Origin of the sequence: Lysinibacillus sp. Y5S-8 (assembly GCF_036894365.1) — a bacterium.
In the GTDB taxonomy this organism is placed as follows: Bacteria; Bacillota; Bacilli; order Bacillales_A; family Planococcaceae; genus Lysinibacillus; species Lysinibacillus fusiformis_D.
In genome coordinates, this window is record NZ_CP145889.1 from 3,818,183 (window position 1) to 3,833,122 (window position 14,940).

Here is a 14,940-nt window from a genome sequence, read left to right on the forward strand (position 1 = left end):
GAAAGAGCAGTCTCTGGTGGTAAACACCAGAAACTGCTCTTTATTCATTAAGATTATAATACCTTTCCTAAAAACGCCTTTGTACGGTCACTTTGTGGATTGCCAAAGAGTTCCTCTGGAGAGCCTTCTTCTACAATATAGCCACCGTCCATAAAGACTACTCGATCCCCTACTTCACGAGCAAAGCCCATTTCGTGCGTAACAACAACCATGGTCATCCCTTCAGCTGCTAGATTTTTCATAACATCTAGCACCTCTTTGACCATTTCAGGATCAAGTGCTGAAGTGGGCTCATCAAATAAAATGGCTTTTGGCTTCATGGCTAAGGCACGTGCAATGGCTACACGCTGCTGTTGACCACCCGATAGCTGCTCAGGATAGTTATATGCCTTGCTGTCGAGTCCAACCTTTTTTAACAGCTCATGCCCTAATTCTTCAGCTTCTGGACGACTCATTTTGCGAATTTGCATAGGGGCCATCGTGACATTATCGATAACTGTCATATGCGGGAATAGATTAAATTGTTGAAACACCATGCCAACTTCTGCCCGAATCTCATTGATATTCGTTTTTGGAGCATTAATTTTCACGTTTTCAATATAAATAGCACCATCTGTTACATCTTCCAGCATATTGATGCATCGTAAAAATGTACTTTTGCCTGAGCCAGATGGTCCAATCACACAAACAACTTGTTTCTCTTGGATTTCATAATCAATGCCTTTTAATACTTCAAGCTTTCCGAAATATTTGTGTAGGTTTTCAATTTTTATCATCTTGCTTCCCGCCCTTCTGCCTTAGCTTTACGAGGGACATAACTATTGCTAAATCGTTTCTCGATAAATGCCACGATTTTCGTTACACCATATGTTAAAACTAAATAGAGTAGTGCAGCAACGATGTACGGTTCCCAGAAGCGGAAGCTTGCACCTGCTACTACCTTACTTGCGTATAAAATATCTGGTGCTGCAATAACTGTTACTAATGAAGAATCTTTTAATAATGCGATAAATTCGTTCCCTAATGGTGGAATCATACGTCTAAATGCCTGTGGTAAAATGACCTTACGCATCGCTTGGTTATGTGTTAACCCTAAAGAACGAGCTGCCTCCATTTGCCCCTTTGCAATACTTTGAATACCTGCACGGAAAATTTCCGCATTGTAAGCAGCACAGTTTAATACGAGCGCTGTAATCCCTGACACCATATATCCTAAAGAATGACCAAAAATTGTTGGAATAACTGCTAAGTGAATTAATAAAATTTGCACAAGCATTGGTGTTCCACGGAATAAATCGATATATAATTTTGATGGCCAATAAATCCATTTTTTACTCGATAATTTTCCTAGGCCTAAAAATAGTCCTAATAGAATACCTCCAAAATAACCACTAAGTGTCAAAATAATTGTTACGCCAATACCCCGTATAAACATATCTCGGTAGTTCCAGACAATGTCCCAGCGTAAGTCAAAGATGTCCATCCGAAAACCCCATTTCCCCTTTAAAGTGAATGAGCCGCTAGCATAGTAACCATGCTAGGGGCGTCATCATTCATTTATTACTTGAAATCAGAACCTGTAATTTCTTTTAATTTACCGTTTTCTTTAATCTTTTTAAGACCTTCATTTAATTTATCTAATAGCTCTTTGTTTCCTTTTTGAACCATAAAGCCATAATATTCTTTTTCAAACGCATCATCTTCGATTACTTTTAATTTTTGATCTGGATGCGCTTTAATGTATTCGTAAACTACCGCATTGTCTCCAATAGCTGCATCAACGTTACCGTTTAACATCTCTTGAATTGCGATTGGTTGACTTTCAAACGCCATAATATTTGTACTTGCTTCCCCTTGTAGCTTTTTCGCCGCCATATGACCTGTAGCATTAATTTGTACTGATACCTTTTTATCTTTTAGTTCAGCTAGAGATTTAATTTTTGAATCTTCTTTTACAACAATCAATAATTGAGACTCATAATAAGGCTCTGTAAAATCAAATGATTCTTTACGCTCTTCAGTAATTGTGATTCCTGAAGCACCAATATCTGTTTCGCCGTTTTTAATTGTTTGGAAAACTGGCTCCCAACCAATGTTATTCCAGTCAACTTCAAAGTCCATTTCATCAGCAATAGCTTTTAAAACATCGACATCAATCCCCACAATTTTCCCTGAATCGTCAACAGATTCAAATGGTGCGAAAGTTGCCTCTGTACCAACTTTATATATTTTCTTACCATCTTCTGAAGATGAGCTTCCTGAAGATGAACCACCCTTTGTACCACATCCTGCAAGTGCTAATGTTAATGCTGCAACCATCATCAGTAGCATCCAACCTGTTTTCTTCATTGTATTTCCCCCTATTTCGATAATTTTCCGAAATGCGTATTATTTTTCGCAATTCGGAAATGTTAGACTATTAGGTCAATTATATTAATATTATAGTATTTAGACAACAACTTTTCGCATAAAACTAAATATTTTTTCATATTAATTTATAATAAACTTATATAATTAGAAGAAACATGTATAAATAACAAGAAATCTAATCTAAAATTAATATATATACACTACAAACCACACCAAATTTCGATAAATTTTGGCAAAAAAAAAGAATCCCCTCAGATAGGATTCTTTTTTTTCGACTATTTCTAGTCTTCACGTACAGTATGTCCACTAAAAAATAATTTGGAGTTATTGCTTTTTTGAAGGTTTGAAAGGAATAAATAGGGGAATAATGCCAAATAGGACAGTATTGCGCCTATATCTCCCTCTCGATCTCCACTAAGCAGGCTGCTAAACTACTTATTAGGAGATGAGCTATAACAAGTATATCTATATTCAGTAAAATGGCGCCCTCGGAGGGAATCGAACCCCCAGTGCAAGAACCGGAATCTTACGTGTTATCCATTACACCACGAGGGCAAAAGCACAAAAAAAAAGTACTCACTCTAGGCTTACGAAAAGCATGATGTAGATAACCCTCATTTTTTGAAGCATACCTGCAAAATAGTGTACTGTACTTTAAACTTATAACCTTAATTATTATACAAGCCTATCATATATAATTCAACCATAGAATGCAAAAACATTTTATTTTTTTTATTTCACTTTAGCAGGGTTAATATTTGACCTTCCCTGACTATAATGTGTATGATAAGGATACAGCTGAAATAACAATGGAAATTTTCAGCAAAGGTATTCGAATTTAGTTTTTTAAGGAGGATTTAACATGAATTTAATTCCTACAGTTATTGAACAAACAAGTCGCGGTGAACGTGCATATGACATTTATTCACGTCTACTTAAAGACCGTATTATCCTTTTAGGAAGCGCTATTGATGACAATGTAGCTAACTCCATTGTTGCACAACTTCTTTTCCTACAAGCGGAAGATCCAGATAAAGATATCTCTCTTTACATTAATTCACCAGGTGGATCAATTACGGCTGGTATGGCTATTTATGACACAATGCAAATCATTAAACCGCAAGTTCAAACAATTTGTATTGGTATGGCTGCATCAATGGGTGCTTTCTTACTTGCTGCTGGTGAGCCTGGTAAACGTTTTGCATTACCAAATGCAGAAGTAATGATTCACCAACCACTAGGTGGTGCACAAGGTCAAGCGACAGAAATTGAAATTGCTGCTAAACGTATTTTATTCTTACGTGAAAAATTAAATGGCATTTTATCTGAACGCACAGGCCAACCACTTGAAGTCATTGCTAGAGACACAGATCGTGATAATTTCATGACTGCTGAGCGTGCTAAAGAATATGGTTTAATCGATCACATTATGCACCGTAGCGATAATAAATAAAAATGAGAAGGCATCACAGACTCGCTCTGTGATGCCTTTCGTGTTGTTGAAAAAAGGTGATGTCAACGGCAGAAACAGCCATTTTGAAAGGCGAGGGGTTGATTTCCGTTCCATAAAGCGTAGTGAATACCTTCACTTTATTTGAAAACCTTTCTAAAAAGAAACATTTTTATGGATTGGAGTGGAAGGCTACTTGACTCCCGTGGGATAGCGAGACAGGCGAGCCTCTAAACGGAGCGGTAGCGGAGGAAGCGGCTCAGCGCTCACCCACAGGAAAGCAAGTAGCCTGCAACGGAAATCCATTTTCACCTTTCACAAAAATGCTATGGATGGTTTTGTTTTTCAACACTATGAAGGCATCACAGATTTGCTCTGTGATGCCTTTTGTGTTCAATGAATGTTAGTCTTCATTTTCGATAATTGTAGCCAATGCTGTAACCGCTTGCTCCGCATCGCTGCCGTCACTACTTAAAGTAACTTCAGTGCCTTTAGCGACTGCTAAGCTCATGACACCCATAATGGATTTGGCATTTACTTTTTTCTCGTCTTTTTCCAGAAAGATATCAGCACTAAAACGATTTGCTTCCTGCACAAATAGTGCTGCTTGTCTAGCTTGTAGTCCTAATTTTAATTTGACCTGGACTCTTCTCTCAATCATACTCAAAACTCCCCTTCACTACCGTTCATCTATTAGTTTTATCTTACCTCACTTACTAGCAAAAGAACAATAAGCGATTACGCATGACATTCATACCTGAAAAGTATGAAAACTTAACCACCTATTTTTTCACCGCGTCTTAATGCATCAGCAATCTCATCAATTTTTCTCAATCGATGGTTAACACCTGATTTACTAACCGTTCCACTTGATACCATTTCACCAAGCTCTTTTAATGTCACATCCTGATATTCTACACGTAGACGTGCTATTTCACGTAGCTTTTCTGGTAGCTGATCCAGACCAATTGAATTTTCAATAAATCGAATATTCTCTACCTGCCGTAATGCTGCACCAATAGTTTTGTTTAAGTTGGCTGTTTCACAGTTCACAATACGGTTGACGCTATTGCGCATATCTCGCAATATTCGCACATCCTCAAACTTCATCATGGCCTGATGTGCGCCAACAATATTAAGGAAATCTGAAATTTTCTCTGCTTCCTTTAAATAAGTGACAAAACCTTTTTTTCGTTCAATTGTTTTGGCATTAAGTTCAAATTCATTCATCAAATCCATCAATGCCTCACCATGCTCTTTATACAAAGAATAAATCTCTAAATGGTAGGCTGATGTTTCTGGGTTGTTGACAGAACCTCCTGCTAAAAATGCTCCTCTTAAATAAGCTCTTTTTTGACCACTCTTTTTGATGAGCTTTCTTGAGATTGTATGGTTAAATTGAAAGTCGTCTGAGATGATTTCTAAATCAATTAGCAGCTCGCGCGCACCTTCTCTTACACGGCAAATATACACGTTATTTTTTTTCAGTCGCATCTTCTTACGAACAAGCAATTCTACATTGTACGGATACAATTTTTTCATAATCGTATATAGTCTTCTAGCAATTGCAGCGTTTTCAGTTTGCACGTCTAAACTTAGTTGTTTATTTGCAAAGGATAATGAACCATTCATACGAATTAGGGCAGAAACTTCTGCTTTCATACAATGATTGTCCGCTTCTATTTGCGTTAATTCCTTTTTTGTTTCAGAAGCAAAAGACATATCATGCCCCCCTTTCAATCATGATTTCTATGTATATGTTCATCTTACCATATACAATCAATCCATTATGTTTCTATAATGGGTCTTCTTACTTTTTGCTGGTAAATATCAGCATAATCTACCAGCCATTCTGCAACATTGATAGCATTATGTCGAACAGTTCCATCTGATCGAATTGTAGCAATATCACGTTGTATAACCTCTAAGCCCATACTTTCAAGCTTTGCCACGTCAAATGTCACTGGCTCTGCTCTTTCTTCTTTATATAGTTCTTTTACAGGATTAGGGAGTTCTTCGTCGTTTACTAAAATAGAATCAATAAAATCGCCGCCAACATGCTTATGTATGGCTGTTACATGATCACCTGCTGTATAAGAAATCGTTTCACCTTTTTGCGTCATTAAATTACAAACATATATTTTTCTGCCTTTCGCTTTCACAACAGCTTCCCCTATCTCCTTCACAAGCAGATTTGGAATAATACTTGTATATAAGCTTCCTGGACCTATTAAAATATAGTCTGCACGCTGAATCGCACGAATGGCTTCTGGTAACGGTTGCACATTTTCTGGTACTAAAAAAACACGGTCAATGCGCTTTGATGCTGTTGGAATTTTTGATTCTCCTTCAATAATTGAACCATCCTCTAGCACAGCATGTAAGTTTATTTTTTTATTTGCAGCTGGTATGACACGACCATGAACTTTTAAAACCTTGCCCATTTCACTTATAGCATGGTTAAAATCTCCAGTAATATCAGTAAGTGCCGTAAGCATTAAATTTCCTAAGGAGTGACCTTTTAAATCCTCTGATGCTGAAAAGCGATATTGAAACATTTGCTCTACAAGTGGTTCAATGTCTGATAATGCCGCAATCACATTACGTACATCACCAGGTGGCGGAATATCGTAGTCATCACGTAAACGGCCTGAAGAACCCCCATCATCTGCCACTGTCACAATGGCAGTAATATCAAATGGGTGATGCTTCAGCCCGCGTAGTAATGTGGAAAGCCCTGTACCACCACCTATTACGACAAGCCTTGTTTGCTTTTTCCCCATTCACTCATTCCTTTCTACGATTAATATCACGATGCGTAATAACCGTATTTTCCTTACCTGCTAAATATGCCCCAAAAAATTCTGCTAATGTCACTGAGCGATGCTGACCGCCAGTACAACCAAAAGCAATGACAAGCTGTGACTTACCTTCTTGTCGATAAAGAGGAATCATAAAATCTAATAAATCCGTTAGTTTTTTTATGAGTATTTGCGTATCTTCCAAAGCTAAAACATAAGAGGATACCTCTGTTTGTAGTCCTGTTTTGGGACGTAGCTCCTCCACATAATAAGGGTTTTTAAGAAAACGAACATCAAATACTAAGTCTGCATCAATAGGCATCCCATGTTTAAAGCCAAAGGACATAATGTTCACGGTAAAAATAGTATCTGCCTCACTAGCAAATTCATTGACAATTCTTTCACGTAATTGCTTCGGTTTCATGTTCGATGTGTTATACACAAAATTAGCACGGCCCTTTACTTCAGATAAAAGTGCACGTTCCTGTTTAATGCCATCTAAAGGTAAACCATTGACTGCTAGTGGATGGGCACGTCTTGTTTCTTTATAGCGTCTAACTAATGTGGCATCGTCTGCATCTAAAAATAACATACGAGTATCAATATCGCCTTCTTTTAGTATATGGTCTAACGCGCCAATAAGAGCATCAAAAAAGTCGCCACCACGCATATCCATTACGGCTGCAATACGCGTACTATTTTTACCAGAATCTCTTAGCAGAGTTAAAAAAGTTGTAAGTAACGCTGGTGGTAAATTATCAATACAGTAATACCCTAAATCCTCAAAGCTTTGAATAGCTACGGTCTTCCCAGCCCCAGACATTCCTGTAATAATAACCAATTCGTGTGTACATTGTTGGCCTTCAACCACCACTGTCATGCAACTCCTTTATTGTTCTTTTGATATTTGTATTTTCTGATGAAGTAATTCAAAATTCGTTGTATAGTCAAACGTGCCATATTGAATGCCTGATTGCGAAACCGCAAATTGTAAATTAGTTCGATCTCCTTCAGCCATTGGCAAATGTGCTAAATCCTCTACCCGGTGCCATGCAAGCTTGCCTTCTCTCGTTTCTTCGAATGGTATACCTTCTACATCCTTCGCAACAAATGTATAGAGCATCCACTCATCCACTACATCATTATTTTCTTTAATAATCATCGTATAAACACCCTTTAAATGAACATTTAAAGGTGTGACATTTGTTTCTTCTTGAAACTCACGTACAGCAGCCTCAAAGATGGATTCACCGCTCTCCATTTTCCCTCCTGGAGCAACATACCAGCCTCGTCTTGGTTTCTGAAGTAATAATACTTTACCGTCTTTTATGGCAATTAAATTTGCAATTCTTTGCATAGGCACACCTCTAATCACTTTTGCATTCTACTCCCCATTATAGCAAGACCTTGCAAGATTTGTCCTCATTTACAACTCTCAAGTGAAGACAATTAACAATTTAGGTTTATTCATGTGTAATGCTTTTATGTTAGGCGAAAAATACGTTTATTTTTTTAATTTATACAAATAAAAAAGTAGGTTGCTCCCACCTAATTGAGGCGGAAACAACCTACTAAACAAAATAAAAGGGGGATTGCTAATTACATTTTTATCATACACCTTTTATATGTCATTCAAGTTACAGCAATATTAAAACCACATTAAAATTGTATTTTTTTCCTTTAAATAGCCATGTTAGGCATTAATTTTCTCTAATAGCTCTTCCACATAATGCTGTACAGCTTGTGCGGCAATACTACCGTCACCTGTCGCTGTCACAATTTGGCGAAGTGTTTTTTCACGAACATCTCCAGCTGCAAAGATACCTGGGATTTTAGTTTCCATATTGGCATTTGTCAAAATATAGCCAGCGTCATTTAAAATGCCTAATGATTCAAATGGTTTAGTTAAAGGCAACATACCAATATAGATAAAGACACCATCTGCTGCAAATTCAGATTCTGTACCATCAACAGTTGATTGTAATGTGACACTACCAACTTTACCATTAGCTTCATTAATTTCTTTTACAGTTGCATTCCAAATGAAATCAATTTTGTCATTGGCAAAGGCACGATCTTGTAGAATTTTTTGAGCACGTAATTTGTCACGACGGTGGACAATCGTTACTTTATCAGCAAAACGAGTTAAATAAACGCCCTCTTCTACAGCTGAATCGCCACCGCCTACAACTACTAGATTTTTTTGTTTAAAGAATGCCCCATCACATACTGCACAGTAGCTGACACCACGACCGCCTAGCTCTTTTTCACCTGGCACACCCATTTTTTTATATTCCGCACCTGTTGTAATAATAATGGCACGTGTTTTATATTCTTTTGCACCAGATTTAATTGTTTTATATTCTTCACCATCAATGATTTCTGATACATCACCATAGGCATATTCTGCACCAAATTTTTTAGCATGCTCAAACATTTTTGTAGATAGCTCAGGCCCTAAAATGGTATCAAAACCTGGGTAATTTTCTACTTCCTCTGTGTTTGCCATTTGCCCACCAGGAATCCCACGTTCAATCATTAATGTTGATAAATTTGCACGAGATGTATAAACAGCAGCAGTCATCCCAGCAGGACCTGCACCAATTATTACTACATCATAAATTTTTTCTTCTGACATCAATACTTCCCCCTAAACAGAATACTTTTTATCTTCATTCAACCAATAAGTGTAACGTCACCTACAGAAGAAGATAAAGCCCTTGACGGATAGGATAATGTCGCCAAGGAACATTGGTGATAACGTTAGTATGTTCATCGTATGTGAAAGTATAAAGTTATTCAACTATGTTGCTCACACGTTAATTATGACTATTAGGTAAAAACGTTAGAATTTCATCAATATACTTCGATAACGTTGATACAGATACTCCATATTGTTGGGCAATTTCCTTTTTTGTCACTTTGAGCATCTGTGATGATCTAAATAAATAATCATTGGCTCCTGCAATTGCTGTAGGGTTTGTAAAACGATAGTTTTGTATTAGTGCTTGTTCACATAGTACAAACCACATTTGAAACATTGGTACAATGAGTGATGAGAGCTTTCCATACTGTTCTAATAAAATTTCTGGTACGTTGACAGCACGTAAAAAGCTCGCTTCTACTTTGTTCTTCTTATCAAATTCATGGCCGAGTGAATAAGCTAAAAACAATTTCTCAAATGTGTCTAATTGTTCAACATTAACCAATTTCGGATGAGCGATAATTTCTTGCTTATGTGCAGTACCCTTCAGTAAAAACAAACCAAAAATGCGCTCACTCGTATAAGTGCTTTCTAATTTTTCAACAATAAAATCACGGTCATGCTCCAGTGCATCAAGTGCAAATTCATTTTCTTGTTGGCGCCATGGCTCGAAGCCCTCTTTGTCAGGATCTAGCTCTAGTAGCTGATCCCATGCACTTTTCGATACTTCCTCATGACCTGAGAAATAGGCCGCATGTGACAACCAAAAGTAAAAACCAGCATCTCCAACATAGCCTCTCTTTTGCATACTGCGCAACCATTTATAGGCTAATTCATACTGTCCTATTAAGGCTAATGTAGCCCCTAATTTATAGCGGTGCTCCCATGTGTATGGCTGAATTTTGACAAGTATATTTAATAGTTCTTGTAAATCCTCTTCATTTTTTTCATAATAAGCAATCACCGTTAAATTACATAGCGCATGTAAGTTTCCCTTATTTTCACGTAGCACGGTATGTAAGAGAGCCTTCGCCTGCTCTTCTTCTCCTACATAAAAATAAGCAAGTGCTAAATTATTATAGGCTGACCAAAAGGCTGGTCGATCTTCAATTAAATCTTCTAAAATAGTAATAGCTTCTGGAAAATCCCCTTTTTCCATACAACGACGAGCTTGCTCCTGACGATACAAATCCTCACCAGATTCTTCAGGGTCTTCCAAATCATCCTGCTCGAAAGCGACAAATTCTAATATTTCTGCTGCTTCATCTGCATAAGCACCCTCTGGTTCTAGCCGCAAATATTCTTCTGCAAAACGTTTCGCATCATGCATGATGCCCACACATCCTGATACTTCTGCCATATAGAAAATGATTTCTGGATTATCTGGATCAATTTGATAGGCATGACGAAGCAGATCATACGCTTCCTCGAAACGTTGACCTTCTAACTCTACGATGGCTAGCTGCAAGATAATCATAGGATCATCAGGGCTTAAATCTACCGCACGCTGTAAATATTTATAAGCTTTATTCATTTGTCCACTATTCATTGCTTGAATTGATTTTTTATAATAATAGTCGCCTGTTGGAATGAACGACACTATATTCGATTGAGTCTCATTTTGACGTTTCTTTTCCAATATATTTCCTCCGAAACAAGAAATAAGGAACGCATTTTACGTTCCTTTACACAGTAATTTCTATTATACCATACAATCAATAATATGCTGTTATTTCTCCTCGTGACGTTTTTCCAACACATGTAGAACATCATAAATACTTACTTTTTGTTCTTGTAGCAATACTAGGAGGTGATAGATTAAATCAGCTGCCTCCCATTTTACTTCTTCGGCATCACGATTTTTAGCCCCAATGACAACCTCAGTTGCCTCCTCCCCAATCTTTTTACAAATTTTATCGATACCCTTATCAAATAAATATGTAGTATAGGCTCCTTCTGGCATTTCCTGCTCACGCTTTGCAATCACACGCACAAGCTTAGCGATGATGTCTACAGAGCCGATTTGCTCATGTTGTTGAATCACCTCTGTAAAGCAAGAAGTTGTACCATTATGACAAGCTGGTCCAGCAGGTAGCACTTCCACCACTAATGCATCCTGATCACAGTCTGTTTTTATGGACACCACTTGTTGTCTATGACCACTTGTCGCTCCTTTATGCCAAAGCTCTTGACGAGAACGAGAATAAAACCAAGTTTCTCCTGATTCAATTGTTTTAGCCAATGATTCTTTATTCATATAGGCCACTGTTAGCACTTCTTTTGTGTTGGCATCTTGTACAACAGCTGTAACAAGACCTTTCTCATCGAACCGAATATTCTCTATCATCTTACTGCCACTCCTTTGTCACGTAAGTATTCTTTTACTTGTAATACGCTCGTTTCTTTGTAATGGAAGATTGAAGCCGCCAGTGCAGCATCTGCATCTACATCTTGTGCTAATACTTCGTAAAAATGTTCGGCATGTCCCGCTCCACCGCTAGCGATAACAGGGACTGTCACTGCCTCTCTTACCGCTTTAGTTAAGGCCAAATCAAAGCCAGATTTTTCACCATCTTGATTCATACTTGTTAATAAAATTTCCCCTGCTCCTAAGCGCACGGCTTCTTGTGCCCACTCAACGGCTGACCAAGTTGTTTTATTGCGTCCACCATGTGTATAAACCATCCATGTGTCATCTTCTTCACTATAGCGAGCATCGATTGCAACAACGATACATTGTGCACCAAAGAAATCAGCGCCCTCTTGAATAAGAGCTGGTCGCTCCAAAGCAGACGTATTCACGGATACTTTATCAGCACCTGCACGTAAAATACGCTTCATATCTTCCAACGTACGAATACCACCACCAACTGTAAAAGGTATTGCAAGAGTAGCAGCTGTTTGACGAACAACATCTATCATCGTTTCTCGACCTTCATGTGAAGCAGAGATATCTAAAAATACAAGCTCATCTGCGCCCTGCTCATCATAGAACTTTGCAAGCTCCACTGGATCACCTGCATCACGGATAGATACAAATTGGATACCTTTTACAACGCGACCTTCCTTCACGTCAAGACATGGGATAATACGTTTTGTTAGCATGCCTTCACACCTTTCAGCCATTGCTCTAATAAATAAATGCCCAGTTCTCCCGATTTTTCAGGGTGAAATTGCATGCCTGTCACGGAACCATTCGTTACAATACCAGGTACTTTTATACCACAGTAGTCTGCATAGGCAACAAGCTCAGATTCCTGAATATGTGTCGCATAAAATGAGTGAACAAAATAGACATGCTTCGCTGATACTTCACCGTTCAACCATGCAGGGCGATTCGTCAAGATCAGTTCATTCCAGCCCATATGCGGCACACGATATGCTTGATCTCCTTCGATACCACTAAAGCGTTGAATATGTCCCTTGAAAAAACCTAGCCCTTGTGTTGAGGTTACTTCTTCACTCTGCTCAAACAATAATTGCATGCCTAGACAAATTCCCAATAGAGGGCGATTTTCACTTTGTGCCTTTTGTAAATAAAGGTCTAATTTAGTTTCTGCTAAACGCTTGCGAGCATCAGGAAATGCGCCAACCCCCGGTAATAGTAGTGCACCTGTTGCATCTAACACGCTCTCATCAGCCGTCACAACAACCTCACAGTCTAGTCGTTTTAATGCTTGTTCTACACTAAATAAATTGCCCATTCCATAATCAATAACACCTATCTTCACGTTAACAGCCCCTTAGTCGATGGTACTCCTTTAACACGTGGGTCAATTTCAACTGCCGCATCAATCGCACGTGCTAATGCTTTGAAAATCGCCTCAATAATATGATGTGTATTATGGCCATAAGGTACAATCACGTGAACATTCATGCGTGCCTCTAGCGCAAATTTCCATAAAAATTCATGCACTAATTCTGTATCAAATGTTCCCACTTTTTCCTTTAAAGTTGGCACACGATACTCTAAATGTGGACGATTGGAGCAATCTACAACTACCTGTGCTAGTGCATCATCCATCGGCACAAATGCTGTGCCATAGCGTTTTATCCCCTTCTTATCACCAAGTGCTTCACGAACAGCCTGCCCTAAGACAATGCCAAGATCCTCTGTTGTATGGTGATCGTCGATATAGGTATCACCATTTGCTTGTACGGTCCCATTAAATAATCCATGCTTCATAAATAAATCGAGCATATGGTCCATAAATCCCACACCAGTTTGAATATTTGCTTGCCCTTCACCATCTAAATCGATTGCTACTGAAATTTGCGTTTCATTTGTTGTACGCTCTACCTTTGCATATCTCTTCTTTTCTGTCATCGCCCTATTCCTTCTCCCATCCGCGTGATTCCACTGCACGTGCATGCCCCTCTAAGCCTTCCATACGTGCTAAACGTGCAATTTTCGGTGCATTTTCTTGCCATGTTTTTTCACTGTAATAAACAATGCTTGATTTTTTTACAAAATCATCTACATTTAAGCCACTTGCAAAACGAGCCGTGCTATTCGTTGGTAATACATGATTAGTCCCTGCAAAGTAATCTCCCACAGGCTCTGAGCTATACCGACCTATAAAAATACCGCCAGCATGTCTTATTTGCTCAACAATCATCTCAGCATTTTCCGTCACAATTTCTAAATGCTCAGGCGCTAATGAATTAATGGCTTCCACCGCGTCTGACATCGTTTCAGCTACATAAATGACCCCGAAGGTTTCTATGGAGGCACGAGCCACTGCCTGACGTGGCAGTTCCAGCAATTGCTTCTCTACTTCCTCAGCTACCCTTTGAGCTAATGGCTCTGAAGTAGTGACAAGGATGGCACAAGCCAATGCATCATGCTCTGCCTGTGATAAAAGATCTGCAGCAATTTCATCAGGATATGCTGTATCATCTGCCAAAACCGCAATTTCACTTGGCCCCGCGATCATATCAATTGCTACTTCTCCAAATACCTCACGTTTGGCAAGAGCCACAAAAATATTCCCTGGACCTGTAATTTTATCAACTGGAGCAATTGTTTCTGTACCATATGCAAGTGCAGCAATCGCTTGTGCACCACCAATTTTATAAATTTCATCCACCCCTAAAAGATGAGCTGCCACAAGGACACCTGCTGGCAGTTTCCCATTCTGACCTGCTGGAGAAGTAATGACGATACGCTTCACACCTGCTACCTGAGCTGGAATCACATTCATTAATACAGATGAAGGATATGCTGCTGTACCACCTGGAACATACAATCCTACTGCGTCTAGTGCTGTTACGCGTTGACCTAGCCAAGAACCTTGTCCTAGCTCTAAGCGATAGCCTGAACGTATTTGTTGCTCGTGATAAAGACGAATATTTTCGGCTGCTTCTGCTAAATCCTTATAAAGTTGCTGGTCTAGCGTATTTACTGCTTCCTCGATTTCTGCCCCTGTAACACGTAAGCTCTCAGGGACATAGCCATCCCATTTTTCAGTGTAAGTACGGAGCGCTACATCTCCTTGTGTCTTAACATCCGCTAGCACTTGTCGCACAACTTTTAATTGTTCCTCATTTCCCCCATCAAGTGGTCTTTTTAAGGAAATGCCTTTTTCAAGCTTTGTTATTTTCATAGGATTAAT

The 14,940-nt window shown here is 38.7% G+C and carries 16 protein-coding genes and 1 tRNA gene; 1 reads left to right on the forward strand and 16 read right to left on the reverse strand.

Annotated features, from left to right (window positions below):
* Window positions 1-53 precede the first annotated feature (53 nt).
* The 4 genes from V6670_RS18645 to V6670_RS18660 form a co-directional block, all read right to left on the reverse strand.
* Window positions 54-776 carry an amino acid ABC transporter ATP-binding protein gene (locus V6670_RS18645; protein WP_036125693.1) on the reverse strand — a complete coding sequence of 241 codons (723 nt, stop codon included), beginning with the start codon at window positions 774-776 and terminating at the stop codon, window positions 54-56.
* Window positions 773-1,483 carry an amino acid ABC transporter permease gene (locus V6670_RS18650; protein ID WP_036125696.1) on the reverse strand — a complete coding sequence of 237 codons (711 nt, stop codon included), beginning with the start codon at window positions 1,481-1,483 and terminating at the stop codon, window positions 773-775. The genes V6670_RS18645 and V6670_RS18650 overlap by 4 nt, the downstream gene beginning before the upstream one ends.
* Before the next feature lie 77 nt (window positions 1,484-1,560).
* Window positions 1,561-2,349 (reverse strand): basic amino acid ABC transporter substrate-binding protein, encoded by a 789-nt coding sequence (locus V6670_RS18655; RefSeq protein WP_141904928.1) that lies wholly within the window; start codon window positions 2,347-2,349, stop codon window positions 1,561-1,563.
* A gap of 501 nt (window positions 2,350-2,850) precedes the next feature.
* A tRNA-Arg gene (locus V6670_RS18660) sits at window positions 2,851-2,925 on the reverse strand.
* A 307-nt stretch (window positions 2,926-3,232) separates the two neighbouring features.
* On the opposite strand from V6670_RS18660, the gene clpP reads away from it, so the two are divergent.
* Window positions 3,233-3,823 carry an ATP-dependent Clp endopeptidase proteolytic subunit ClpP gene (clpP, locus tag V6670_RS18665; RefSeq protein ID WP_004228025.1) on the forward strand — a complete coding sequence of 197 codons (591 nt, stop codon included), beginning with the start codon at window positions 3,233-3,235 and terminating at the stop codon, window positions 3,821-3,823.
* 400 nt (window positions 3,824-4,223) lie between these two features.
* On the opposite strand, the gene V6670_RS18670 is transcribed toward clpP, so the two are convergent.
* The 12 genes from V6670_RS18670 to hisD form a co-directional block, all read right to left on the reverse strand.
* Window positions 4,224-4,481, reverse strand: a complete 258-nt coding sequence (locus V6670_RS18670) for an HPr family phosphocarrier protein (protein ID WP_036126715.1) — start codon at window positions 4,479-4,481, stop codon at window positions 4,224-4,226.
* A gap of 113 nt (window positions 4,482-4,594) precedes the next feature.
* Window positions 4,595-5,542 (reverse strand): DNA-binding protein WhiA, encoded by a 948-nt coding sequence (gene whiA / locus V6670_RS18675; RefSeq protein ID WP_036126718.1) that lies wholly within the window; start codon window positions 5,540-5,542, stop codon window positions 4,595-4,597.
* A gap of 65 nt (window positions 5,543-5,607) precedes the next feature.
* A complete protein-coding gene (locus tag V6670_RS18680; RefSeq protein ID WP_036126720.1) occupies window positions 5,608-6,603 on the reverse strand; it encodes a YvcK family protein in 996 nt (331 codons plus the stop codon).
* 4 nt (window positions 6,604-6,607) lie between these two features.
* Entirely contained in the window at window positions 6,608-7,501 is an 894-nt protein-coding gene (gene rapZ, locus V6670_RS18685; protein WP_058844366.1) for an RNase adapter RapZ, read from the reverse strand.
* A gap of 9 nt (window positions 7,502-7,510) precedes the next feature.
* Entirely contained in the window at window positions 7,511-7,978 is a 468-nt protein-coding gene (locus V6670_RS18690) for an 8-oxo-dGTP diphosphatase (RefSeq protein ID WP_141904927.1), read from the reverse strand.
* Window positions 7,979-8,314: 336 nt separating this feature from the next.
* A complete protein-coding gene (gene trxB / locus V6670_RS18695; RefSeq protein WP_036126726.1) occupies window positions 8,315-9,259 on the reverse strand; it encodes a thioredoxin-disulfide reductase in 945 nt (314 codons plus the stop codon).
* 181 nt (window positions 9,260-9,440) lie between these two features.
* On the reverse strand, window positions 9,441-10,964 hold the full coding sequence (locus tag V6670_RS18700; protein ID WP_036126728.1) for a tetratricopeptide repeat protein: 1,524 nt from the start codon (window positions 10,962-10,964) through the stop codon (window positions 9,441-9,443).
* Between the two features lie 90 nt (window positions 10,965-11,054).
* Window positions 11,055-11,672, reverse strand: a complete 618-nt coding sequence (gene hisIE / locus V6670_RS18705) for a bifunctional phosphoribosyl-AMP cyclohydrolase/phosphoribosyl-ATP diphosphatase HisIE (RefSeq protein ID WP_141904926.1) — start codon at window positions 11,670-11,672, stop codon at window positions 11,055-11,057.
* Entirely contained in the window at window positions 11,669-12,430 is a 762-nt protein-coding gene (gene hisF, locus V6670_RS18710; RefSeq protein ID WP_141904925.1) for an imidazole glycerol phosphate synthase subunit HisF, read from the reverse strand. Before hisF ends, hisIE begins: the two co-directional genes overlap by 4 nt.
* On the reverse strand, window positions 12,424-13,056 hold the full coding sequence (hisH, locus tag V6670_RS18715; protein WP_141904924.1) for an imidazole glycerol phosphate synthase subunit HisH: 633 nt from the start codon (window positions 13,054-13,056) through the stop codon (window positions 12,424-12,426). The genes hisF and hisH overlap by 7 nt, the downstream gene beginning before the upstream one ends.
* On the reverse strand, window positions 13,053-13,652 hold the full coding sequence (gene hisB / locus V6670_RS18720) for an imidazoleglycerol-phosphate dehydratase HisB (protein WP_141904923.1): 600 nt from the start codon (window positions 13,650-13,652) through the stop codon (window positions 13,053-13,055). The genes hisH and hisB overlap by 4 nt, the downstream gene beginning before the upstream one ends.
* Window positions 13,653-13,656: 4 nt before the next feature.
* The gene (gene hisD, locus V6670_RS18725; protein ID WP_141904922.1) at window positions 13,657-14,931 is read right to left on the reverse strand and encodes a histidinol dehydrogenase; all 1,275 of its coding nucleotides are present in this window, start codon (window positions 14,929-14,931) and stop codon (window positions 13,657-13,659) included.
* Window positions 14,932-14,940 lie beyond the last annotated feature (9 nt).